24 protein-coding genes are annotated in these 22340 nt (G+C 48.6%); 9 read left to right on the top strand and 15 right to left on the bottom strand.

Translation table 11 applies throughout. From position 1 onward, the window contains the following. Window positions 1–88 precede the first annotated feature (88 nt). Window positions 89–838 carry a Cof-type HAD-IIB family hydrolase gene (locus MHH91_RS02075; RefSeq protein WP_013351029.1) on the bottom strand — a complete coding sequence of 250 codons (750 nt, stop codon included), beginning with the start codon at window positions 836–838 and terminating at the stop codon, window positions 89–91. Window positions 839–966: 128 nt separating this feature from the next. Here MHH91_RS02075 and MHH91_RS02070 point away from each other — a divergent pair, with 128 nt between their 5' ends. Continuing rightward, window positions 967–1131 (top strand): hypothetical protein, encoded by a 165-nt coding sequence (locus MHH91_RS02070; protein WP_014469756.1) that lies wholly within the window; start codon window positions 967–969, stop codon window positions 1129–1131. Between the two features lie 38 nt (window positions 1132–1169). Here MHH91_RS02070 and MHH91_RS02065 read toward each other — a convergent pair whose 3' ends face one another. From MHH91_RS02065 to MHH91_RS02045, 5 genes are all read right to left on the bottom strand, one after another. Then, window positions 1170–1565: a 3-hydroxyacyl-ACP dehydratase FabZ family protein gene (locus tag MHH91_RS02065; protein ID WP_014469755.1), complete on the bottom strand. Its 396-nt coding sequence runs from the start codon at window positions 1563–1565 to the stop codon at window positions 1170–1172. A 68-nt stretch (window positions 1566–1633) separates the two neighbouring features. Beyond that, complete coding sequence (locus MHH91_RS02060; protein WP_014469754.1) at window positions 1634–2755, bottom strand: mannitol-1-phosphate 5-dehydrogenase; 1122 nt, start codon at window positions 2753–2755, stop codon at window positions 1634–1636. 1 nt (window position 2756) lies between these two features. Further along, window positions 2757–3188, bottom strand: coding sequence for a PTS sugar transporter subunit IIA (locus tag MHH91_RS02055; protein ID WP_013351026.1), 432 nt, complete (start codon window positions 3186–3188; stop codon window positions 2757–2759). Between the two features lie 25 nt (window positions 3189–3213). Next, a complete protein-coding gene (locus MHH91_RS02050) occupies window positions 3214–4647 on the bottom strand; it encodes a PTS mannitol transporter subunit IICB (RefSeq protein ID WP_014469753.1) in 1434 nt (477 codons plus the stop codon). 181 nt (window positions 4648–4828) lie between these two features. Beyond that, window positions 4829–5170 carry a hypothetical protein gene (locus MHH91_RS02045; RefSeq protein WP_014469752.1) on the bottom strand — a complete coding sequence of 114 codons (342 nt, stop codon included), beginning with the start codon at window positions 5168–5170 and terminating at the stop codon, window positions 4829–4831. A gap of 176 nt (window positions 5171–5346) precedes the next feature. Here MHH91_RS02045 and MHH91_RS02040 point away from each other — a divergent pair, with 176 nt between their 5' ends. Genes MHH91_RS02040 through MHH91_RS02030 form a run of 3 tightly spaced genes read left to right on the top strand, consistent with a single transcriptional unit; the run spans window position 5347 to window position 8204 of the window. Then, window positions 5347–5919, top strand: coding sequence for a DeoR family transcriptional regulator (locus MHH91_RS02040; RefSeq protein WP_014469751.1), 573 nt, complete (start codon window positions 5347–5349; stop codon window positions 5917–5919). Window positions 5920–5951: 32 nt separating this feature from the next. Next, window positions 5952–7580, top strand: a complete 1629-nt coding sequence (locus tag MHH91_RS02035) for a copper resistance protein CopC (RefSeq protein ID WP_014469750.1) — start codon at window positions 5952–5954, stop codon at window positions 7578–7580. Between the two features lie 12 nt (window positions 7581–7592). After that, window positions 7593–8204, top strand: a complete 612-nt coding sequence (locus tag MHH91_RS02030) for a YcnI family copper-binding membrane protein (protein WP_013351021.1) — start codon at window positions 7593–7595, stop codon at window positions 8202–8204. A gap of 45 nt (window positions 8205–8249) precedes the next feature. On the opposite strand, the gene gdh is transcribed toward MHH91_RS02030, so the two are convergent. From gdh to gabT, 4 genes are all read right to left on the bottom strand, one after another. Next, on the bottom strand, window positions 8250–9035 hold the full coding sequence (gdh, locus tag MHH91_RS02025) for a glucose 1-dehydrogenase (protein ID WP_013351020.1): 786 nt from the start codon (window positions 9033–9035) through the stop codon (window positions 8250–8252). 20 nt (window positions 9036–9055) lie between these two features. Then, a complete protein-coding gene (locus MHH91_RS02020; protein WP_013351019.1) occupies window positions 9056–9919 on the bottom strand; it encodes a RhaT/GlcU family sugar-proton symporter in 864 nt (287 codons plus the stop codon). 153 nt (window positions 9920–10072) lie between these two features. Then, window positions 10073–11461 (bottom strand): succinate-semialdehyde dehydrogenase, encoded by a 1389-nt coding sequence (gene gabD, locus MHH91_RS02015; protein WP_013351018.1) that lies wholly within the window; start codon window positions 11459–11461, stop codon window positions 10073–10075. A gap of 105 nt (window positions 11462–11566) precedes the next feature. Beyond that, entirely contained in the window at window positions 11567–12874 is a 1308-nt protein-coding gene (gene gabT / locus MHH91_RS02010) for a 4-aminobutyrate--2-oxoglutarate transaminase (RefSeq protein ID WP_013351017.1), read from the bottom strand. A gap of 108 nt (window positions 12875–12982) precedes the next feature. On the opposite strand from gabT, the gene gabR reads away from it, so the two are divergent. Then, window positions 12983–14392 carry a MocR-like transcriptional regulator GabR gene (gabR, locus tag MHH91_RS02005; protein ID WP_013351016.1) on the top strand — a complete coding sequence of 470 codons (1410 nt, stop codon included), beginning with the start codon at window positions 12983–12985 and terminating at the stop codon, window positions 14390–14392. A gap of 27 nt (window positions 14393–14419) precedes the next feature. Here gabR and MHH91_RS02000 read toward each other — a convergent pair whose 3' ends face one another. Then, complete coding sequence (locus tag MHH91_RS02000; RefSeq protein WP_013351015.1) at window positions 14420–14734, bottom strand: ArsR/SmtB family transcription factor; 315 nt, start codon at window positions 14732–14734, stop codon at window positions 14420–14422. Window positions 14735–14875: 141 nt separating this feature from the next. Here MHH91_RS02000 and MHH91_RS01995 point away from each other — a divergent pair, with 141 nt between their 5' ends. From MHH91_RS01995 to MHH91_RS01980, 4 genes are all read left to right on the top strand, one after another. Next, window positions 14876–15163: a putative quinol monooxygenase gene (locus MHH91_RS01995; RefSeq protein ID WP_013351014.1), complete on the top strand. Its 288-nt coding sequence runs from the start codon at window positions 14876–14878 to the stop codon at window positions 15161–15163. A gap of 16 nt (window positions 15164–15179) precedes the next feature. Then, window positions 15180–15926, top strand: a complete 747-nt coding sequence (nfsA, locus tag MHH91_RS01990) for an oxygen-insensitive NADPH nitroreductase (protein ID WP_013351013.1) — start codon at window positions 15180–15182, stop codon at window positions 15924–15926. Window positions 15927–16087: 161 nt separating this feature from the next. Continuing rightward, window positions 16088–16963 carry a TetR/AcrR family transcriptional regulator gene (locus MHH91_RS01985; RefSeq protein WP_013351012.1) on the top strand — a complete coding sequence of 292 codons (876 nt, stop codon included), beginning with the start codon at window positions 16088–16090 and terminating at the stop codon, window positions 16961–16963. A gap of 17 nt (window positions 16964–16980) precedes the next feature. Then, a complete protein-coding gene (locus tag MHH91_RS01980; protein ID WP_014469749.1) occupies window positions 16981–18405 on the top strand; it encodes an MDR family MFS transporter in 1425 nt (474 codons plus the stop codon). Between the two features lie 40 nt (window positions 18406–18445). Here the strand turns inward: MHH91_RS01980 and MHH91_RS01975 are convergent, their stop codons facing one another. The 4 genes from MHH91_RS01975 to MHH91_RS01960 are packed head-to-tail and all read right to left on the bottom strand — an operon-like array spanning window position 18446 to window position 22060. Continuing rightward, entirely contained in the window at window positions 18446–19396 is a 951-nt protein-coding gene (locus MHH91_RS01975; protein WP_014471436.1) for a siderophore ABC transporter substrate-binding protein, read from the bottom strand. A 21-nt stretch (window positions 19397–19417) separates the two neighbouring features. Then, complete coding sequence (locus MHH91_RS01970) at window positions 19418–20176, bottom strand: iron ABC transporter ATP-binding protein (protein WP_013351009.1); 759 nt, start codon at window positions 20174–20176, stop codon at window positions 19418–19420. Continuing rightward, complete coding sequence (locus MHH91_RS01965; protein ID WP_003156331.1) at window positions 20170–21117, bottom strand: iron chelate uptake ABC transporter family permease subunit; 948 nt, start codon at window positions 21115–21117, stop codon at window positions 20170–20172. The genes MHH91_RS01970 and MHH91_RS01965 overlap by 7 nt, the downstream gene beginning before the upstream one ends. Continuing rightward, window positions 21107–22060 (bottom strand): ABC transporter permease, encoded by a 954-nt coding sequence (locus tag MHH91_RS01960; RefSeq protein WP_013351008.1) that lies wholly within the window; start codon window positions 22058–22060, stop codon window positions 21107–21109. Before MHH91_RS01960 ends, MHH91_RS01965 begins: the two co-directional genes overlap by 11 nt. Between the last annotated feature and the right edge of the window lie 280 nt (window positions 22061–22340).

Raw genomic sequence — 22340 nt, 5'->3', positions numbered from 1 at the left:
TCCTTTTGTCAGAAAACCTACCATGGACCTAGTCAGAAATGTGACAAAACAAAAAAGAGAGCCTCATACAGAGACCCTCTTTTTTCTATTACAGCACCCAGTGGCGGATCGCTTTGGCGACCCCGTTTTCCGTGTTGACATCAGTCACCCAGTCAGCCGTTTCTTTCACGATGTCCTGCGCATTTCCCATGGCGACGCCGACGCCCGCCTTTTCAATCATGGCAATGTCATTCAGACTGTCGCCCATTGCCATCACATTTTCCATCGTGAAGCCGAGTTTTTCCGAAACCTTCGCAAGCGCTGCCGCTTTATTAATGCCGAGCGCATTGACTTCGATATTGATCGGGCTGGAGTTTGTGATTTCGAGCTCCTTGTTTTCCTTCAGCTCTTTCAGCACCTCATTCCGCACATCGTCATCCTCGATTTCAAATCCGAACTTGAGCCACTGGTGATCCGTAATCGTTTCCGGGAATTCCCCTCTCCATACTCTATCGACGGTAGAGGCCCAGAAATTCGTGTTGTGCTTATTTCTCAGATCCCATAATTTTTGAATATGATCGGTATGCAGAAGCTTGCGCTCAACCAGCTCAAAGTTGGAATCCCAGATTTCGCTGCCGTTTGCCGTAATTAAAAAGGATGACAGCTCGAGAGACTCAGCCAGCTCGCGGCAGGTCATCAGCGTGCGTCCGGTGCTGATGACGACGTGAATTCCTTTCGCCTCCGCTTCCTTGATCGCCCGCCGGTTTTCCTCCGGGATGAGCTGCTCGTCATTGAGCAGGGTTCCGTCCATATCAATCGCGATCAGTTTAATATCTGCGTCTTCTCTTTGTATCGGCATATATGTACCTCACTTTTTATAATGTAGTCGTTTCTATTTTAATACATATGACCCACAGGAACAAAAAACCGCTCCCTGACGTTTGGCGGGGAGAACGTTGAGGAAAAGAACTATTGAGGTGATGAAGGATGAAAGAAAGAAAACAGAAGAACAAACCGAATGAAAATCCTGAACATCATGATTTAACCGATCCGATTCCGCTGGAAGAGCTGAAGGAAAACGCCAATGACGAAAAACACAAACACGACCAAAGGAACAATTCACAAAGTGAAAGAGATTATGATACAAAATGACAGGCTTGTCCGAAAGCCGCCGCTGAAGGCGGCTTTTTTTACGATGGCTGGATAAATATGCTGATCTCAGCTTCCGCGACAGGCTTCCCGGCAACGGACGCTTTCGCCCGGCCGAATACAAACCCGCGCCTGATTCGCGTGACTTCAAACAAAAGATCCAGACGGTCTCCCGGCAAAGCGGCACCTAATCTTTCCGCTTTCTTCACCGCAGACAGCAGGCCGAGACTGTTTTCACCTGTAATCCCCGCGCAGGCGGCCGTTTGGGCCATTGCTTCAACGATGAGCGAAAACGGCATCTCTCTCTGTGATTCTGACATAAACCAGTCATTTTCACTGATGTATTTATAAGCAGCCGCCCATTTTCCGGCTTCGCTGTTCTTCATGCCGTCAATCAAAAGAAACGGATAACGATGGGGCAAAAGCTCCTCATTCATCACGCAGCCTCCCTTCCCTCACATTATAACAGAAGAAAAAAACCCGCGTCCCCCGACGCGGATTCATCTTATTGATTCAGCTTTTTAAGTACGATGCCGTGCAGCGGTTCATGCGGCTGAATACCGCAAATGTCTTGAAGAACCGCGCTCGTGCCTTTTTCCGCGATAAGCTTTTGCAGCTCAACCGCTTCCGGATCATCCTTATAGTCAAAGCGCAGGGCGGCGGCGATGCCTTCTGCCAGCGCGTTCGGTTCTTTTATTTTTTTGGCCGGCCCTACTAATCTATCATTCGCTCCGAGTTTTCTGAGCGGTGATCTGGCGACCCTCGTCACATCATCCGTGATGTATTCATTTTCAAAACGGCTGATGATTTTCTTCATGTACTGCTCGTGTTCGGCTTGCTTAAAGCCGTACGCTTTTACCAGGTACTCGCCCGTTTCTGAAAGGGCATCGTACACGACACGCCGGATTTCAGGGTGGTCGATGGCTTCTTTGACGGTTTTTAATCCGCGCTGATAGCCGACGTAAGCCGTAACGGCATGGCCGGTATTGACGGTAAACAGCTTCCGTTCAATAAACGGCGTAAGATCATCCGTAAACAATGCGCCTTTCAGTGCCGGCTGACCGCCGGCAAAGCCGGTTCTGTCTATGACCCATTCAAAAAACGGCTCTACGGATACTTTCAGCGGGTCCTCATGGTGCTGAATCGGCACGATCCGATCCACCGCGGAATCCGGGAAGCCGACCTTCTGATTCACCAGTTCCCGCTCCGCTTCCGTCAAATGTCCGAAAACCTCTTTTTTCAAAAAACTGCTGCCGCCGATCATATTTTCACAGGCGATGATATTCAGAGGCTCAGAGGACGTTCTGCGCTTCAGCCCTTCCGCAATTGACGGGGCGATGAATTTGAGAACATTCGGTCCTACTGCCGTCGTAATGATCGCCGCGTCATTGATCAGCCTGTACAGCTCTTGTTCTTGCTTCGCGCTGTTGATGGCTGAAACGGGGCCGATGGTTTCTGTCTGCCGGCCGCCGTCGGCAAGCTCCACGGTATATTCCTTCTTTTCATTAAGAAGGCCGACCATCGTTTCATTCACATCAGCGAAAACAACATCATAGCCGGAATGATGGAGCAGGGCGCCGATAAAGCCCCGCCCGATGTTTCCCGCTCCGAAATGAAGGGCAATCATGTCAGTTCACCTCGCTGAAAATAGCGGCCAGTTCTTCTTCCGTTTTTGCACTGATCAGCCGTTCGATGTTTTCTTCCTCTGAGCAGATGATGGCGATGTTTGACAAAATGTCTAAGTGCTCATTGTTTTTTCCGGCGATGCCGAAAACGACCTTTGCCGTATTGCCTTCACCGTATTCAACACCATTCGGAATCTGGATGATGGAAATGCCTGAATGAAGCACTTCTTCCTTCGCGTCTTCCGTGCCGTGCGGGATTGCAATGAAATTCCCCATAAAAGTGGATGATGTTTCTTCACGTTCGAACATTTTTTCCACGTAGCCGTTTTTCACGTAACCGTTATCAATTAATGTCTGTCCCGCCAGGCGGATGGCATCCTCTTTTGAGTTCACTGTTTGGTTCAGTTTGATGTTCGCTTTAGCCAATACTTCCATGATGAAAATCCCTCTTTCTGTTTGATTAGTTTTTAAGCTTTTCAATCAGTTCATCGTATTTCGGACTGTTTAAGAAATTATCAACCGAAATGTGCACCGCCTGCGGCCGCTTCGCTTTCGCGCGGTCAGTCAGGTCCTTATGCGTAATGACGATATCCGCGTCATCCGGAAGATTATTGATCGACGTATTTGTCACATCAATATCCAGCTCTGCTTTTTTCACTTTGTTTCTTAAAATGGACGCGCCCATTGCGCTCGATCCCATACCCGCATCACACGCGAAGATAATGCGGCTGACTTGGTCAGCGGAAATATCGGCTGCGCCGCTTTCAGGCTCTTCCTCTGTATCTGCCAACGCAGCGGCCGCTTCGCTTTTTCTGCCTTTCATTTCCTGCATTTTTTCCGCGGCGGCTGTCAGATCTTCTTCACCCGCTTTAGATGATTTCAGAATAAGGGCCGATACGATAAACGATACGGCGGCTGCAACGATGACGCCCGCCAGCACACCGAGATAGCTTCCTTTCGGCGTCAGCGCTAAAATGGCGATGATGCTGCCCGGCGATGATGCCGCGACAAGTCCCGCGTTAAAAATCGAGAATGTGAGCAGTCCGCTCGCTCCTCCCGCGATCGCCGCGAGGATCAACATCGGTTTCATCAAAATGTAAGGGAAATAGATTTCATGAATCCCCCCGAAGAAATGAATGATCGCCGCTCCCGGAGCCGTCGATTTTGAAGAGCCTTTTCCAAAGAACATGTATGCCAGTAAAATACCGAGTCCAGGCCCGGGGTTCGCTTCCACTAAGAACAGAATGGATTTACCCGCTTTTGCGGCCTGCTCGATTCCGATCGGACTTAAAATGCCGTGGTTGATCGCGTTATTGAGGAACAGGACTTTCGCCGGTTCAACGAAAACGCTTGCAATCGGCAGCAAATTCGCATGGACAATGACTTCCACACCCGCCGCCAGCAATTTGTTAAGAGACAGGACGACCGGGCCGATCGCATAAAACGCGATAATTGTCAGCACAGCGCCGATAATTCCCGCCGTGAAGTTGTTGATCAGCATTTCAAAACCCTGTCTGACTTTATCTTTAAATAAACGATCTACTTGTTTAATGAGATAACCGCCCAAAGGCCCCATAATCATTGCGCCTAAGAACATCGGAATGTCTGCTCCGACAATGACTCCGATGGCGGCCGTCGCCCCGACGACTCCCCCGCGATGATCGTAAATCATTTTTCCGCCCGTATATGCGATTAAAAGCGGCAGAAGATACGTAATCATCGGGCTTACCAATGTATTCAGCTGCGGATTCGGAAACCATCCCTTAGGAATAAACAGCGCGGTGATAATTCCCCACGCGATAAATGCGCCGATATTCGGCATGATCATACCGCTTAAATAACTGCCGAACCGCTGTATCTTCACTTTCATGCCAGCTTGCTGTTCTTGCTGCATGTCAATTCCCTCCCTGTATGCTCGCCTTAAGATGAAATAAATAAGACATGGGGTTTCTTTCTCCCCTGTGTCTTCATCATAAAACGCTTACAATCCTCATTCAATGAAAAGTAAAGAGGAGTTTGGCACATAGAGTGTGACAAATCCTTAACTAAAAAAAGACACCTCATAACAAGGTGTCTTACCGCTTTCTGTATATAATGTGTCCTTTTGTAACGACGAGTTTCGCAATGAGCCGCTCACTGACAATGAACACCGGATATGCGCATACGAGCGCGAAAATGGCGGCCGGCACATACCGCGCCGCCGGAAACATCGGCATGACAGCGGTTCGGGCCATCTGCACAAGATAAATCAAAAGGACCGTTATCGCAATGGCAACAGCCATAATCGGAGCTGATACTTTATATTCACGCAATTTCACATGGCAGTGCCCGCAATCAAACTGGCACGGGATTATGGATGATCTGACCATGTCGCCTGTAATCGGCTTGCCGCAGTTCGGGCAGGTCGTTTCTTTCATGTTTATTCCTCCATTCAACTCTTCTATTATAACAGAGTCTGTCTCCGCGTTTTACATTTGTGATTGTTCAACATATTTTCACATATTTTATCATCAGGCTCTTGTACACATTTGTGAAAACATCTACTCTTAGAAGGAGGTTCATCACTCATTCGCATAAAAAGGAGGATGCAGAATTGCTTCCGATTAACAGACAGCAAACATTGCTTGAATGGCTGAAAGAAGAGGGCGCGCTGAAAATCTCTGACATCAGCGAGAGATTCGGCGTCTCCGAGATGACCGTGTACAGAGACGTCAATCAGCTGGCGGATGCAAACCGGATTATCCGGACACCCGGCGGCATTACGCTCCCGCCCGCTTCAGAACAAAGCGCCAATCAATGCGGCTATTGCCTGCGGCCGATTCAGCATTCATATTCCGTTCAGCTTATTACCGTTTCACAGAACGTTGAGCAGATGTGCTGCATTCATTGCGCGATTTTGCGGTATGAGGATAAAAAGGAAGAAGTGTCCCACGTCATTTGTAAGGATTTCCTTCTCCAAACGACGCTGACGGCCGCTTCTGCATACTTTTTAGTCGATGCCGACATTGACCTTCATTGCTGCCGGCCTCAGGCGATTCCTTTCTCAACGCTTGATTACGCGGAACGGTTTCAAAAAGGCTTCGGCGGGGTCATTTGCACTTTTGACAAGGCAGCGGACATCATCTTACACGACAGGCAGAAAGGATGCACCTGCAGCAAGACATAACAACAACCAACCGGAAGGCGGTGTCACCAGCCATGAGACAGAACAAACGCTGGCTCATCTTTTTGCTGTTCCTTGTTTTGATTCCGAAAACAAGCTTCGCCCACGCCTACATCACAAACTCAAATCCGGGTGAGAACAGCGAATTAAAACAAGCGCCAAAGCAGATTGAAATTGAGTTTAATGAACAGATTGAAGAAGGCTTCCACTCCATTAAGGTCTATAATTCATCCGGCGAACGGGTCGATGCGGGCAAAACGGTGATTCAAAAAAATGATTCCCGCATCATGACCGCGGCTTTGAAAAAAAATCTGCCGCATGATATTTACAGAGCGGAATGGAACGCGGTGTCAGCTGACGGACACCCGGTATCCGGCGTCATTCCTTTCAGTATCGGGAAAGCCGGCGGAGACCTTCAGGAGAAAACATCATCGCAAGCGGCCCTCCACCCCGAAGCGGCCATCGACCGCGGTATTTTGTACACCGCTCTCTCCCTGTTTATCGGCACGGCCTTTTTCCATCTGTTTTGGTTCAGAAAAAATGAAAGTTCATCAAAAAACAGCCGAACCGTAAAGCTGCTCGTTATCTCTTTATGTTTAATGGGACTCGCGCTTGTCTGCCAGCTCCCGATCCAGACGAAAGAAAACGCGGGCGGCGCTTGGAGCGCCGCGTTTCAGCCGGACTATGTAAAAGAAACGCTTCTGAAAACGGCCGGCGGGTATGTCTGGATGATCCAGATCAGCTTATTTATCCTGCTTGCTGTGTCCATGATCCCGCTGTTGAAGAAGAAAGCATTTCGGTCATTTGCGTACTGGACGGCGCCGCTATTGTTCTTTTTCGCTTCGCTTTTGGCAAAAGCATTTGCCGGACATGCGGCGGTCATTGACGAAAAAGCGGTCGGCATCACAATGGACTTTCTCCATTTATCAGCCGCGTCTGTATGGACGGGCGGTATAGCCGCGCTTGTGCTGCTTCTTTCATCAGAGTGGAGAAACACCGATAAAACCATCGCCTGGGAAACGGTCAGACGGTTCTCCCCTTGGGCATTCGCCTCTGTCGGCGTGCTTTTATTTTCAGGTGTGCTGAACGGATTTTTCATTATCCGTTCGTTTGATTCACTCTTTCACACCGCTTACGGCAAGACGCTTCTTTTGAAAATCGGACTGTTTGTCATCATGCTTGCTCTCGGCGCCATTCACGTATGGATGACAAAACTCCGCAGAAACAAAAGCATCAGCGGCACAATAAAGGCCGAATGGGTAATAGGGATTGCGGTGTTATTTACAACCGCCGTCTTCACAAGCCTGCCCAGCCCGCCGCCGCCTGCGCCATTGCCTTTTAACGGCTCAGACATGATCGGAAACGGGGAAACCCTGTCCTTGCACATAACGCCGAACCAGCCGGGTAAAAATGAATTTCAAGTCATTGTCACCGATCACAACGGCAGCCTTGTGAAAGACATTCAGCAATTTACGGTGACGGTTTATCAGACGGGCTTCAGCGGCAAACAGCATGAAAGCACCTTTGATTTGAAAAAAACGAAGGAAGGCACATTCGAAGCCGCCAATATGTCCATCACCGAAAAGGGAAACTGGAAGATCAAAGTCCACGGACTGACAAACGACTTTAATGAAATCAATCAAATATTCTCAACCACAAACTAAGGAGTGTATCTCATGTTGAAAAAAAAGGCTTTAGTATTCATGTCTGCCATAACCCTGTCACTCATCGGTTTTACGGCAACAGCAAGCGCCCACGTCTCAGTCAAACCCGCGGAATCCGCGGCGGGTTCCTGGGAAACGTACACGATGAAAGTGCCTGTGGAAAAAAATGAGCCGACAACGAAAGTCGTGCTGAAAATGCCTGCGGGCGTTGAATTTCAGCAGTACCAGCCGATTCCGGGCTGGAAAACGTCCGTATCAAAGCATGATGACAAAGCGGTCTCCGTCACTTGGGAAGCGAAGAACGGCGGCATTCAGCCCGGCCAATTCCAGCAGTTCACATTTGTTGCGAAAAACCCTGAAAAGACCGGGGATGCCGCTTGGGACGCCTACCAATATTACAAAGACGGCAGCATTGTAGAATGGACGGGTGATGAAAAAGCTGACACGCCTCACTCGATTACGAAAATCACAAAAGCGGCCAACGTGACGGATGCGCACGGAGCTGAACAGTCAAAAGAAGAAAGCAAATCCGGCGTATCAGCGCTTGATATCGCGGCCATCGTTCTGTCAGCTGCGGCGATTATCCTTTCCATCGCGGCGCTTGTTAAGAAAAAACGCGCATAAAGCAAAAAGCGATCCGGCTCATAAGAGCTGCGATCGCTTTTTTTCTTATCCGCGGCCTGCCTGGAATGACGGATATTGTGTCATTCCGCCGTCAGCAAACAGCGTAATGCCGGTCACGTAGCTTGATTCCTTTGAAGCAAGCCAGACGGCGACAGCCGCGATTTCTTCCGGCTCACCGATATACCCCATCGGAATCATGCTTTCCACATCTTTTTTCTGAACGGGATCCGCAAACTTTTCCGCATTGATCGGCGTATTGATGGCGCCCGGCCCGATATTGTTAACACGGATGCGCTTCGGCGCGTACTCAAGCGCCAATGTTTCCGTCATTAATTTAATGCCGCCTTTACTTGCCGCATAGTGGACAAACAGCGGCCACGGAATCATTTCATGTACGCTCGACATGTTAATGACGTTTCCTTGAATATCATTCTCTACGTAATATTTAATGGCTTCGCGGCATCCCAGAAAAGCGCCGGTCAGGTTGGTGTTGATGACTTTGTTCCAGTCTTTTAGCGGCATTTTATGCGACTCGACCGGATTTTCCATGCCGGCGTTGTTGATCATGATATCTAATGTGCCGAATTCCTTGACCGCGGTCTGCACAATGTTTTTGACATCCTCTTCTTTTGTAACGTCACCTTGAATAATGACCGCTTCGCCGCCCGCTTTTTGAACTTCTTCTTTTACGGTTTGAGCCTCTTTTTCATTACTGTAGTAGTTAATCACGACTTTCGCCTGCTCCTGCCCGAAGCGGATCGCCATCGCTCTTCCTAATCCTGATGATGCTCCTGTAATGGCAACGACTTTTCCTTTTAGATCCGTGTACATGTTCAAACCTCCTGCATTTGTTATGAATTTGATTTCGCAACGCCTAAGAATACCGCGGCCACGATGATCAGGATAATCCCGATCGCAATGGCGACCAGCTGACGCTTCGTTTTGCTCTCACGGAGAATGAAGATTCCGCCGAGCGTGCTGATGACGATTCCCATTTGAGACAGAGAAAAGCTTGTCGCGACACCGACGCGCGGCTGTGAGATGAACAGAAACATATTCCCGAGCGCCCAGATGATTCCCGGCAGAATGTTCCTGAGGGCGTACTTATTAAACGGTTTGTGCTTGTACGTCAGCAGCAGCCCGCCAATTACCATCCCGATCGCCTGCGGCAGAAGCGCTGACCAGCCGGATACTCCGAACAGCCGGGCCACGACGACATATACCAAATAACCGAGCGTGGAAATAAGCAGGATGACAATGCCTTTTTTTAAGTTTCCCGGTTCTCCGTCCGCCCGCCCCTTTTTATCTTCTAAAGATGTGAGCACAATACCGACGATGATAAAAATAAGGGCGAGAATACCCAGTGTAATCGCGATAGGAGTTGACCATTCCTTGAATACGATCACGCCGAATAAAGAAGTCGAGACGAGCTGCATTCCCGTCGAAATCGGCATGGTTTTCGAAACGCCCATCAGCTGTATGCTTTTCAGCTGATTGCTTTGGCCGAGCGACCAAAACAGCCCCGATACGATGCCGACAATAAAGATCCGCACAGACAGCACCGGGTGGACAAACAGATATAACACAAACGAAACGATGAGCGCCCCGATTGTCGTTCCCAGTGTCTGACTGTAAGGCCCGCCGCCTAATTTGACGTTAAATAACACGATGCTCCCCCAGAACAAAGCCGGGAGAAGAGCCAGTAATATATCCATGATGGCGACCTTCTTTCAATCGTATTTGCTGTTATTTTGTCTGGAATCGAACCGATTATTCCCATGAGATCAAAAAAGCCTGCCGGCGATTTCACCGGCAGACTGCTCAATTAAAAAAGCCCCCGCTTAGAAGCAGGGGCTCTCTTTCAGCTATTAAAGTCCGATTGACATGTATTTGGTTTCGAGATACGGCTCAATGCCTTCCGTACCGCCTTCTCGGCCGATGCCGCTTTCTTTCATTCCGCCGAACGGCGCTTGAACCGCGGACGGACCGCCGTCGTTCCAGCCGATGATGCCGTATTCAAGCTGTTCAGAAATATAGATGCCGCGGCGGTAGTTTTCTGTGAAGAAATAAGCCGCAAGCCCGAACGGCGTATCGTTCGCAAGCTTGATCGCTTCATCGATATCTGAGAACGTAACGATCGGCGCAACCGGACCGAATGTTTCTTCATGCATGATGTTCATGGATGTGTCTACATTTGACAGCACGGTCGGCGTAACGAAATAGCATCCTTTTTCATCGTTTTGGTCATACGTTCCGCCCGTCAGCACTTTCGCGCCTTTTTCCACGGCGTCATTAATTTGGCCGACGATTTTATCGAAGCCTTTTTTGTTGATGACGGGACCAACGTTTACGCCTTTTTCAAGACCGTTTCCGACTTTGAGTTTCGCAGCTTCTTCACTCAGTTTTTTCGCAAACTCGTCTTTCACGGATTCGTGAACGATCAGGCGGTTCGCACAGACGCAGGTTTGGCCGGCATTTCTGAATTTAGAGGCCATTGTTTGGGCTACCGCCAGATCAAGATCAGCGTCTTCATCCACGATCAGCGGCGCATGTCCGCCAAGCTCCATCGACATATGTTTGACGGTGTCGGCACTGTTTTTCATCAGGATTTTGCCGACAGGCGTTGAGCCGGTGAAAGTAATTTTGCGGATTTTCGGACTGCTGGTAAAGACGTTTCCGATTTCGGCTCCGTCACCGATCACCACTTGCAGCACGTCCTCCGGAATTCCCGCTTCAAATGCGAGACGCGCAAGGGCGTAAGCGGAAAGCGGCGTATCTTCCGCCGGCTTGATGATGAATGTACAGCCTGCCGCCAAAGCCGGCGCGGCTTTTCGGGTGATCATCGCATTCGGGAAATTCCACGGCGTGATCGCCGCTACCGGGCCGACCGCCTGACGGGTGACGACAATCCGTTTGCCCGTAGTCGGCGCAGGTACGGTTCTGCCGTAAATCCGTTTTGCTTCTTCGGCAAACCATTCAATATAGCCGGCGCCGTATAAAACTTCTCCGACCGCTTCTTCATACGGTTTACCGTTTTCCTTCGTAATTAATTCCGCAAGTTCTTCTTTATTTTCAACAATCAGCTCATACCATTTTTTCAAAAGGGAAGCACGTTCTCCCGCTGATGTTTTGGACCATGATTGAAACGCTTTGTGTGAACGTTCAATCGCTTTTTCAACATCTTCGGCCGTCTGCTGAGGGATGCTTTCGATCGCCTCTCCCGTTGCCGGGTTGTAAACTGTTAATTGTTCTGGCATATTGAACATTCCTTTCTCTGCTATAGTAAAACCATTGAATGCTTATTGATGTATCTCACACTCTCATGATAGCAGACCCATCCGCCGGCATTCCAATAATTGAACTCACAAAGCGGCTTCGATAATGGAAAGGCCTTCTTTGAGCTGTTCATCCGTCACGACAAGCGGCGTCAGAAATCTGATAATGTTGCCGTTAATGCCTGCCGTCAATAGCAGCAGCCCATTCTCATTCGCCGCTTTTGCGACAGCCGCGGCTTTTGCTTTGTCCGGTTCTCGCGTGTCCGGATCTTTGACAATTTCGATGGCCGCCATCGCGCCGAGTCTGCGCACTTCTCCGATACAGGCATGCTCTTTTTTCCATTCGAGCGCCTGATGCTCAATGATGCGGCCGATCTCCTCGGAGCGCTGATTAAGCCCTTCTTCTTCAATAATGTCCAAGACGGCAAGCGCAGCCGCACAGCCGAGAGGGCTTCCCGCATATGTGCCGCCAAGTTCCCCCGGCGCGGCGGCATCAAGCATTTCCGCCCGGCCGATGACGCCGCTCAGCGGCAATCCGGCCGCGAGTGATTTAGATACGGTAATCAAATCAGGAACGGCTCCGAAATGCTCGATCGCAAAATACGTTCCCGTTCTGGCAAACCCGGTCTGAATCTCATCCGCCACAAAAACGATGCCGTGTTTTTTACAAAAAGCGGCGACGTGCTGCACGAAACGTTTTGAAGGAATGATAAAACCGCCTTCTCCCTGAACCGGTTCCATGACGACACAGGCCACGGTTTCCGGCGCAACTGCGGCGATAAAGAAATCATCAAAAGCGCTGATGATAAAGTCGTCATACTGCTCATTGCTCATGCCGGCCGGCTTTTGATAATAGTAAGGAAACGGCGCCTGATACACCTCTGAGGCAAACGGGCCGAATCCGAATTTATAAGGCTTTACCTTGCTCGTCATGCTCATCGTCATGTTCGTGCGGCCGTGAAACCCTCTTGTGAATGAGACGACAGCCTGGCGCTTCGTATATTTTCTGGCGATTTTCACGGCGTTTTCCACCGCTTCCGCTCCGGAGTTGAGAAAAATCGCTTTTTTCGCATGATCTCCCGGCGCAATGGCGCAGAGTTTTTCGGCCAGCTCAATATAAGACGGATACATCATGACGTTAAATCCCGGGTGAATGAGAGCCTCCGCCTGTTTCTTCACGGCCTCCACCACCTTCGGATGGGAATGGCCGACATTCAGCGTTCCGATCGCTCCGGCAAAATCAATGAATCGTCTGCCGTCCAAATCGTATAAAAGCGCCCCTTCGCCTTTTACCGCCATACTGCGGTTTCCGTTGCCGACCCCATTGGAAACAAATTGATCCCGTTTTTGCTGCCACTGGGCAGTTGTCACTTCAGATGATACTGTTTGACTCATAGATTTCATCCCCCTGCATTGTTTTCTTATCATTCTGACTTCTTTTTGGTATGATGAAAAGTACCAAAATCAATTTATCCATGGTATCAGAAAGGGGTCAGGGTCTGTATGCTGACAATTTCCATTGATCATTCGGAAACGGCGGATTATATCTATCAGCAGATCTACCAGCACGTAAAAGCGGCCGTTTTGAAGCGCAGCCTGATGCCTCACACAAAGGTGCCGTCTAAACGGGAGCTTGCCGAGACGCTGAAGGTCAGCGTGAATTCAGTGAATTCGGCTTATCAGCAGCTGCTTTCGGAAGGTTATTTATATGCAGTCGAAAGAAAAGGCTTTTTCGTTGAGGAAATTGATACGTTTTATCACGAAGAAGCGCCGTCGCTCTTATTGCCTGACGATTTGAGAGAACGGGAACCGGACAAAAGCGGCTGGATTTCGTTTTCACATATGAGCGTGGATACGGCTCATTTCCCCCTGAAAAGCTGGTTTCGCTGTGAGCAGAAAGCAGCCGCCCGTTCATTTCATACGCTTGGTGAACTCGTCCATCCGCAAGGCTTATATGAAGTCCGGGAAACAATCTCAAGGCTTATTTCTCTGACAAGGGGCGTCACATGCCGGCCGGAGCAAATCGTGCTCGGGGCGGGTACGCAAATGCTGATGCAGCTGCTGACGGAACTGCTGCCAAAAGACGCGCTGTACGCCATGGAGAACCCGGGATATATGAGGATGTACCGGCTGCTGCAAAACCTCGGGAAAAAGACGGCGACGGTCAGCCTTGATGAAAAAGGCATGTCTATGGCCGAAATCGAAAAGCAGCGGCCCTGTGTATTGATCACCACGCCGTCCCATCAATTTCCCTCAGGTGTGATCATGCCCGCTTCCCGGCGGATTCAGCTTTTAAACTGGGCCGCCGAACAGGACGGCCGCTTCATTATAGAAGATGACTATGACAGTGAATTTAAATATGACGCCGACACGATACCGGCGCTTCAAAGCCTTGACCGGTTTCAAAACGTCATCTACATGGGGACCTTTTCAAAATCCCTTTTCCCCGGCCTGCGCATCAGCTACATGGTTCTGCCGCCCGGACTTTTGCGGGCGTTCAAAGAAAGAACGTATGACCTGCATACGTGCAGCACGCTTGGCCAGCTGGCGCTTAAAGAATTTATCGATTCAGGTGAATATCAGAAACATATTAAGAAGATGAAGCAGCATTATAAGAACATGCGTGAGCGTCTCATTTCGGCCCTGGAAGAAACATTCGGAGAAAGAATCAATGTAAAGGGCGCCAATGCGGGCCTTCATTTTGTCATTGAGTTTGACTGCCCCCGTTCAGAAAAAGAGATATTGGCACGGGCGGATGCGGAACAGCTCGACCTGTTTGCGATGAGCCGGTTCCGCCTGAAAGCGGGCGGCGAATCAAACAAACCTCAGCTCATCCTGGGATTCGCCCGTCTGAAGGAGAAAGAGATTCAAGAAGGCGTTACAAGGCTGTACCGGGCGGTTTTCGGCGCATAAAAAAACCCCCGGAATTCGGGGATTTAGTTACCAGCGGTCCGGCTCTGTCTGTAAAATCGCCTCCAGCAGGCCGGGAAACGCCTCTTGTAAATCATCTTTGCGCAGGGAATAATAACGGTGCTTTCCGTCTATGCGCACTTGGGCGACCCCCGCCTCCCGCAGCACTTTGAAGTGATGGGACAGCGTTGATTTGGCGACCCGGACATCAGCACATGTGCTGCACGTTTTTTCTGTTGTTTCCGCCAACTGTTTGACCAGCTCTAAACGGAGCGGATCACTCAGAGCATGAAGAACCTTTGTCAGCTGTAAGCGGGCGGTTTCAGGATGGTTTGGAATGTTCATGAGTCAAATGTAACACATATAAGCGGCGGGTGACAATTTAGGCCGTAAGGGTTTTTTCTTTACCTTGCGCGGCGATACATGTTACAGTTAGTTCGATAATATTCGAACTATAACAAATAAACCCAATCAGGAGGAATAACAATGATCGTTTTACAGGCCTACATGAAAGTAAAAGCGGATAAACGCGAGGAATTTTTAGGAGAAGCGCAATCACTTGTTCAGCATTCACGCGCGGAAGAAGGAAATGTGCAATACGACCTTTTCGAAAAGATCGGTGAGGAAAATACTTTCGTCATGCTTGAGCAATGGAAAGATGAAGAAGCGATGAAATCCCACAACGCCACTGACCATTTCCAAGGATTCGTGGCAAAAGCCAAAGACCTGCTGAGTGCGCCGCTTGATGTCGTACGCACAGAGCTATCAGAGTAACGAAAGGATGAATGACATGAACGAAGTCCTTCAAATATTAACAGACCACCGTTCCATCCGGAGCTACACCGATGAGCCCGTATCAGATGAACAGCTGGATCTTATCATCCAAGCGGCTCAAGCAGCGCCGACCTCCATTAACGGCCAGCAATTTACCGTTATTGCGGTGAAGGATAAAGAACGAAAGAAAAAAATATCCGAATTGGCTGGCGGCCAGCCGTGGATTGACCAAGCGCCGGTTTTCTTATTATTCTGCGCTGATTTTAACCGTGCCAAAATTGCGCTTGAAGAATATAATGATACACCGCTTGAGGTAACGAACGGTTTAGAGTCCGTTCTTGTCGGAGCCGTTGATGTCGGGATTGCGCTCGGTACGGCAACAGCTGCGGCTGAATCAATGGGACTCGGCACTGTGCCGATCGGCGCCGTGCGCGGCAAGCCGGATGAACTGATTGAATTGCTGAAACTTCCGAAATACGTTTTCCCGGTTTCCGGTCTCGTCATCGGCCATCCGGCAGACCGCTCCGCGAAAAAACCGCGTCTGCCGCAAGCAGCCGTTCTTCATCATGAAACGTATCAAGAGGAAGGTTTAAGAACACATATTGAGGCCTATGACAAGCAGATGTCCGAATACATGCAAAACCGCACCGGCGGACAGGAAACAAGAAACTGGTCACAAGGCATCACCTCCTACTATAAACAGCTTTATTATCCTCACATTCGTGAAATGCTTGAAAAACAAGGGTTTAAGACGGATAAATAAGCGCATCAGCCTGCCGGAAACACTCCGGCAGGCTTTTTCTTTTTCGCAAACAAAAGCGTTGACACTGTGTAAAAATTTTTGTTAATATTTTCATCATATACTCATTGGTTTTCTGTGAACCGATGGGTTTTCTATTGTGACGAAAGAAGGAATCTGGGCTTATGAATGATAAGAAAACGGATATTCTGCTGGCGGCAAGAAAGCTTTTTTCTGAGAAAAGTTTTTCGTCGGTTTCGATGCAGGCGATTGCCGAGGAGTGCAAAGTCTCCAAAGCATCTTTATATAAGCTGTTTGAATCAAAGGAAGATCTGCTCTTGGAGCTGCTTGATTTTAACCAGAAACAGATGGTAGCGGCTGCCTCATTATTAAATGAAGAAACAAGCCTGTCCCCTGAAGAACGGTTTGCCAAAAAACTGATGGCTGAGCTTGAGGGTTTCAGGCGCAATCAGCAGTTCTTTAACATGCTGATGTACGGAAGCCCTTCCTCTATTAATGAACGGGTAAAACGGCATATTCACAGGGCCCGCTCCATCTTTATCTGCTGGCATCGAGATTCACTGATTCAGACGTACGGCGAAGAGATCATTCCTTATGTATGGGAGCTGGTTATTGTCCTTCAGGGGCTTTTGAGAGAATGCATCACGCTGATTAAGCTGGAAAAAGAACCGCTCGCCCTGGAGCCGCTCACGGAGTTTATCATCCGCCACCTCAATCTCATCGTTGAAAACAGGAAAACCGAAACCGCTTTGCCTCAGGAGATGATTGACCTTTATATCGCCTCCGCTTCCTCATTTGAGCCGAAAGGCAAAACCGTATTGCTGGCTGAAAGCCTGAAAGAGCTGAAAGAAGCCGTCTCAGCTCTTCCGGAGGAAAAATACGATGCCGCAGGGCTCGCCTCCGCGGCATCCATGCTGGAGAAAGAATCAGCGGACAAACAGCCGCGGGATTTCCTCTTAAAAGCGCTCATCGGTTATTTGGAACAGGCCGGACCGCTGCACCAGCCGCTTGCAGCCGTTAAAACATTGCTCAAACTATAAAGAAAGAAGGAATCAGCTTGAATAAGAGTATTGAAACTGCACCATACAACCGCTCTGTCATTGTCGGGATTCTTTTGGCGGGAGCGTTCGTCGCCATTTTGAACCAGACACTGCTTATCACGGCGCTGCCTCATATTATGAATGACTTCAATATAGACGCCAACAAAGCGCAATGGCTGACAACGTCGTTTATGCTGACAAACGGGATTTTGATTCCGATTTCCGCATTTTTAATAGAGAAATTCACCAGCCGCACCCTCTTGATTTCCGCCATGAGTATTTTCACAGCGGGCACCATTGTCGGCGCATTCGCCCCGAACTTTCCGGTATTATTAACGGCCCGGATTATCCAGGCGGCCGGTGCCGGAATTATGCTGCCGCTCATGCAGACGGTATTTCTCACGATTTTCCCAATGGAAAAACGCGGCCGCGCGATGGGAATGGTCGGCTTGGTTATTTCGTTCGCGCCGGCGATCGGCCCGACGCTTTCCGGATGGGCGGTCGAAGCATTCTCTTGGCGGTCTTTGTTTTATATTATCTTTCCGATCGCAGTCATCGATTTGCTTTTAGCAATTATTCTGATGAAAAACGTCACGACATTACGAAAAACACAGATTGATATTTTATCCGTGATCTTATCGACACTCGGATTCGGCGGTCTGCTTTACGGTTTCTCAAGCGCCGGCTCATCAGGATGGACCAGTACTGAAGTGCTGACCTCGCTGCTTGTCGGAGCGGTCGCGCTGATTTTCTTTATCGCAAGACAGATCAAGCTCAAAAAACCGATGCTGGAATTCCGCGTGTTTTCCTTCGGGATTTTCAGCCTGACCACCCTGCTCGGCACGCTTGTTTTCGCGCTGCTGATCGGTACGGAAACCATTCTTCCGCTCTACACGCAAAAGGTCCGCGGCGTATCCGCGTTTGATACCGGATTAATGCTTTTGCCGGGCGCAATTGTGATGGGAATGATGTCTCCGTTTATCGGCCGGATTTTTGATAAAATCGGCGGAAAGGGCCTTGCGATGACCGGATTCTTCATTATCCTGCTCACGTCCCTGCCGTTTATGAATCTGACAGACTCGACTTCTCTCATTTGGATTGTCGTCGTTTACACCGCGCGGCTTTTAGGAACAGCCATGATTATGATGCCGGTGACGACAGCGGGAATCAACGCCCTGCCGCGCCACTTAATCCCGCACGGAACAGCCATGAACAATACCGTCCGCCAAGTCGGCGGTTCTATCGGTACGGCGCTGCTTGTTTCCGTTATGAGCAGCCAGGCCGCGCACGCAAATGCGTCGTCTCCGGCAAACGCCGCCCTGCACGGCATGAATGCGGCATTTGTCGTAGCTGCCTGCATCGCGCTGGCCGGATTCCTGCTATCTTTTACTTTGAAGAAAAAACCGCGTCAGCCCGAGCAGCAGCAGGCCGTCACGCGCTAAACGAAAAAGAACCCGATCACTTGTGTGACCGGGTTCTTTTTTACTTCTCAATTCCGTTTTTTACTTCTTTCACCATTTGCGCCATGGATTCCAGGCCGCCTCCTGATAAGTACCATGTAGCTGAGTCAAGGTATACAACATGGTTGTTTTTCACGGCTTTCACCGATTTCACATAATCATTTTCAACCACTTGTTTTGTTGAAGATTTTGAGCCGATCGCTGTTCCGCGGTCAACGACAAACAAGTAATCAGGGTTTGTTTTGGCGATATATTCATAGGAAATGCTTTGTCCGTGCAGTGATGCTTCGATGTTTTTGTCAGCCGGTTTGACGCCGAACACATCATGAATGAAGCCGTATCTTGATTTAGATCCGAACGCGCTGATTTTCCCGTCGTTCGCCATCACCACTAAACCGTTTTTATCCGTGCTGCTTGTCTTTTTCTTCAGATCAGCAATGGATTTGTCAATTTTCGCAAGCTTATCTTTCACTTCATTTTCTTTGTTGAAAATTTTGCCGATCACTTCGGTGTTATGCTTGAATCTGTCAAAGTAGTTTGTATAGTCATCATCAAGATAAATCGTCGGCGCGATTTTTGAGAACTCTTTGTAAGAATCAGATTGTCTGTGAGCGATAATGATTAAATCCGGATCAATATCCGCGACTTTTTCGAAATCCGGTTCTTTTAAACCGCCTGTATTGGCGTATTTATCACTTTTGTATGAAGATAAGTATTTTGGAATGCTTTGTTTCGGAAGTCCCGCGACATGATCCTGTAAACCGAGTTCATCCATCGTATCCAGCATTCCGAAGTTGAATACGACGACTTTCTTCGGATTCTTCGGCACTTTGACTCCTTCTTTGTTCAGGTCATCCTTAATCGTGATTGTTTCTTTTGATTTGCCTGATGTTTTGTCCCCGTTTCCGTTTCCGCATGCAGAAACAACAAAAATCGTAACGAGCGCAATGAAAAGCAATGCGAATTTTTTCATGACTTTCACCTCATCTGGTTTTTAAGAAAAATACACACCGATCCGCTGACTGTCAATCTCTTGAATCGGGATGGTCATATCATAAATCTCTTCAAGCACAGAGGTTTCAATAATCTCCTCCGCCGGCCCTTCTTTGACGATCCGGCCGTTTTTCAAAGCAACGATATGGTCTGAATATACTGATGCGAAGTTGATATCGTGAATCACTACGACGACCGTTTTTCCGAAGTCTTCCACAAGCCGCTTCAACAGCTTCATCATTTCAACGGAATGCTTCATATCTAAATTGTTCAGCGGCTCATCGAGAAAAATATAGTCGGTATCCTGAGCGATGATCATCGCGATAAACGCCCTCTGGCACTGTCCTCCGCTGAGCTGATCGAGATATTTATCCTTTAAGTCATCAAGCTTCATATAACTGAGTGCCTGGTTGATATGCACCCAATCCTCATCCGTCAGTTTTCCTTGAGAATAAGGAAATCGTCCGAAGCTGACCAGGTCTTTAATCGTCAGCCTGATATTGATTTGATTTGTCTGTTTCAGGATGCTGATTTTTTTCGCCAGATCATTGCTTTTGCAAGACCCGATCTCTTGTCCGTCAACCGTGATTTCTCCGGAATCCGTCTTAATCAGCCGGCTCATGATAGACAGCAGCGTGCTTTTTCCCGCGCCGTTCGGACCGATAAACGAGGTGAGCCTGCCCTTTTGAATGGAAAGAGACGTTTTCTCAAGGACGACTTTCCCGCCGTATTGTTTGCTTACATTTTTGACCTCTACCATGATTTATTCTCCTTTAACAGCAAATAGATGAAATAAATCCCGCCGGCAAAATTAATGATGACGCTCAGCGTTGTGGAAAACGTGAACACTTTCTCCACGACGAACTGGCCTCCGACAAGCGCAACAATGCTGATCAGAACAGAACCCGCAATTAAATACGTGTGCCTGTAGGTTTTTAAAAACTCTCTCGCCAGATTGACGACAAGCAGCCCTAAAAACATGATCGGCCCGACAAGAGCCGTAGAGACGGACACAAGTATAGCGACGACAATGAGCATCTGTTTCACAAGCTTATCGTAATCAATCCCAAGGTTGACGGCGTGTTCCCGGCCGAGCGACAGCACGTCAAAGAACCGCGTGAACCGCCAGACATAAATGCCTGTCAGAAGAAAGACAGCACCGGCGAATCCTAAAAGATCGGTGTTGATATTGTTAAAGCTGGCAAACATTTTGTCCTGAACAACCTGGAACTCATTCGGATCAATCAGCATCTGCATAAACGATGACAGACTGTTGAACAGCGTGCCGAACACGACGCCGACAAGCAGAAGGAAAAACACGTTCCGCCCCTCGCCTTTAAACATGAGCTGATACAAAACGAGTGACAAGAGCACCATCAGCCCGACGGAGATGACGAAATTAAGGTTTTTGTTCATCATGACGATATTCATTGAACCGAACAGGAACACGATGACGGTCTGAATGAGCATATACAGGGAATCGAGGCCTAAAATGCCCGGTGTCAGTATGCGGTTATTTGTAATCGTCTGGAAGATGACCGTTGAAAATGCGATCGCTCCTCCGGTGAGCATCATGGCAAGCACTTTGAAGCATCGTCTCGGCAGGGAGTATTCCCAATTGCCCAATCCGTAGAACAGAAAGAATCCGATACATATAATGGCGAGCGCCGCCAGCAGCGTAATTTTTTTATTATGACTCATATGCTTTTCTCCTTAACAGCATATACAGGAAGATGCCGCTGCCGATCACACCGACCATCAGGCCGATGGAAATTTCGTACGGGAATATGATCACCCTTCCCAAAATGTCGCAAAACAGCACAAAAACAGCACCTAACAGAGCTGTGTGAGGCAGGCTGCTCCTCAGGTTGTCCCCTTTGTAGATCGACACCATATTCGGAATGATCAAACCGAGAAACGGCAGCATCCCGACGGTCAAAATCACAAGTGAAGCGATAAGCGACACAATGATCAGACCGATATTGACGACGCGTTTGTATTTCAGGCCGAGATTGACGGAAAAGCTCTCTCCCATTCCAGCCACCGTAAACTTATCCGCATACACATAAGCGATGATCACCAGCGGGATACTCAGGTATAAAAGCTCGTAGCGGCCTTTAACGACCAATGAGAAATCCCCCTGAAGCCAAGACGACAGGTTTTGGATCAGATCGTATTTATATGCGATAAACGTGGCGATTGAGCTGACGATATTCCCAAGCATTAAACCGACGAGAGGAATAAAAATCGCATCATTAAACTTGATTCTCTCGAGGATTTTCATGAAAAGGAAATTTCCCGCCAACGCGAAAATAAAAGCGATTGACATTTTCACAAGCGGACTCGCTGACGTAAAAAGCATTAATGAAATCAAAATTCCGAGCCTCGCCCAGTCCATCGTTCCCGCAGTCGTCGGCGATACAAATTTATTCCGGCTGATCTGCTGCATAATTAATCCGCAGATGCTCAGGCTCATGCCGGCAATAATAATGCTCGCCAGACGCGGCAGCCGGCTTTCAAATAATGTACTTGCCTGTTCTTTATTTAAATGAAAAATATCCAGCGGCGACAAATCTTCTACCCCGATAAAAATAGAAGTACACGCCAATACCGCCAGTAACAAAAGTAAGTAACGTAGCTTCATGCTGCCTCCCTGAACCCATCACAAACGGTATGACTCATTGCCAAACAACTCCCATATATCCCCACTCGTAATGATTATCATTATCAACGACAACTATAATCTTATCATCTTTCCAAGCGCAGTCAATACGGTTTTGCTTCAAAAGCGGTCATCCGCGGGCCGTACACTAAATTGTCTTACAATCAGTCTATCAATAATTTGCAGGATTTTCTATAACCTACATTTGGAGGCTTATCATTTTTCACACGTGATTACACGCTTTGAGGAAGCAAATCTGACA

The sequence above is a fragment of the Bacillus sp. FSL K6-2819 genome (assembly GCF_038008305.1).
GTDB classification, from domain to species: Bacteria; Bacillota; Bacilli; order Bacillales; family Bacillaceae; genus Bacillus; species Bacillus amyloliquefaciens.
The sequence above is the reverse complement of the archived record's forward strand: the minus strand, read 5'-3'. Positions and strand labels throughout refer to the sequence as shown.

Bases quoted from the DNA above. Each gene is read 5' to 3' on its own strand.
- MHH91_RS02075 (WP_013351029.1), bottom strand. From the start codon at position 838: ATGCCGATACAAAGAGAAGACGCAGATATTAAACTGATCGCGATTGAT.
- MHH91_RS02070 (WP_014469756.1), top strand. From the start codon at position 967: ATGAAAGAAAGAAAACAGAAGAACAAACCGAATGAAAATCCTGAACAT.
- MHH91_RS02065 (WP_014469755.1), bottom strand. From the start codon at position 1,565: ATGAATGAGGAGCTTTTGCCCCATCGTTATCCGTTTCTTTTGATTGAC.
- MHH91_RS02060 (WP_014469754.1), bottom strand. From the start codon at position 2,755: ATGATTGCCCTTCATTTCGGAGCGGGAAACATCGGGCGGGGCTTTATC.
- MHH91_RS02055 (WP_013351026.1), bottom strand. From the start codon at position 3,188: ATGGAAGTATTGGCTAAAGCGAACATCAAACTGAACCAAACAGTGAAC.
- MHH91_RS02050 (WP_014469753.1), bottom strand. From the start codon at position 4,647: ATGCAGCAAGAACAGCAAGCTGGCATGAAAGTGAAGATACAGCGGTTC.
- MHH91_RS02045 (WP_014469752.1), bottom strand. From the start codon at position 5,170: ATGAAAGAAACGACCTGCCCGAACTGCGGCAAGCCGATTACAGGCGAC.
- MHH91_RS02035 (WP_014469750.1), top strand. From the start codon at position 5,952: ATGAGACAGAACAAACGCTGGCTCATCTTTTTGCTGTTCCTTGTTTTG.
- MHH91_RS02030 (WP_013351021.1), top strand. From the start codon at position 7,593: ATGTTGAAAAAAAAGGCTTTAGTATTCATGTCTGCCATAACCCTGTCA.
- gdh (WP_013351020.1), bottom strand. From the start codon at position 9,035: ATGTACACGGATCTAAAAGGAAAAGTCGTTGCCATTACAGGAGCATCA.
- MHH91_RS02020 (WP_013351019.1), bottom strand. From the start codon at position 9,919: ATGGATATATTACTGGCTCTTCTCCCGGCTTTGTTCTGGGGGAGCATC.
- gabD (WP_013351018.1), bottom strand. From the start codon at position 11,461: ATGCCAGAACAATTAACAGTTTACAACCCGGCAACGGGAGAGGCGATC.
- gabT (WP_013351017.1), bottom strand. From the start codon at position 12,874: ATGAGTCAAACAGTATCATCTGAAGTGACAACTGCCCAGTGGCAGCAA.
- gabR (WP_013351016.1), top strand. From the start codon at position 12,983: ATGCTGACAATTTCCATTGATCATTCGGAAACGGCGGATTATATCTAT.
- MHH91_RS02000 (WP_013351015.1), bottom strand. From the start codon at position 14,734: ATGAACATTCCAAACCATCCTGAAACCGCCCGCTTACAGCTGACAAAG.
- MHH91_RS01995 (WP_013351014.1), top strand. From the start codon at position 14,876: ATGATCGTTTTACAGGCCTACATGAAAGTAAAAGCGGATAAACGCGAG.
- nfsA (WP_013351013.1), top strand. From the start codon at position 15,180: ATGAACGAAGTCCTTCAAATATTAACAGACCACCGTTCCATCCGGAGC.
- MHH91_RS01985 (WP_013351012.1), top strand. From the start codon at position 16,088: ATGAATGATAAGAAAACGGATATTCTGCTGGCGGCAAGAAAGCTTTTT.
- MHH91_RS01975 (WP_014471436.1), bottom strand. From the start codon at position 19,396: ATGAAAAAATTCGCATTGCTTTTCATTGCGCTCGTTACGATTTTTGTT.
- MHH91_RS01970 (WP_013351009.1), bottom strand. From the start codon at position 20,176: ATGGTAGAGGTCAAAAATGTAAGCAAACAATACGGCGGGAAAGTCGTC.
- MHH91_RS01965 (WP_003156331.1), bottom strand. From the start codon at position 21,117: ATGAGTCATAATAAAAAAATTACGCTGCTGGCGGCGCTCGCCATTATA.
- MHH91_RS01960 (WP_013351008.1), bottom strand. From the start codon at position 22,060: ATGAAGCTACGTTACTTACTTTTGTTACTGGCGGTATTGGCGTGTACT.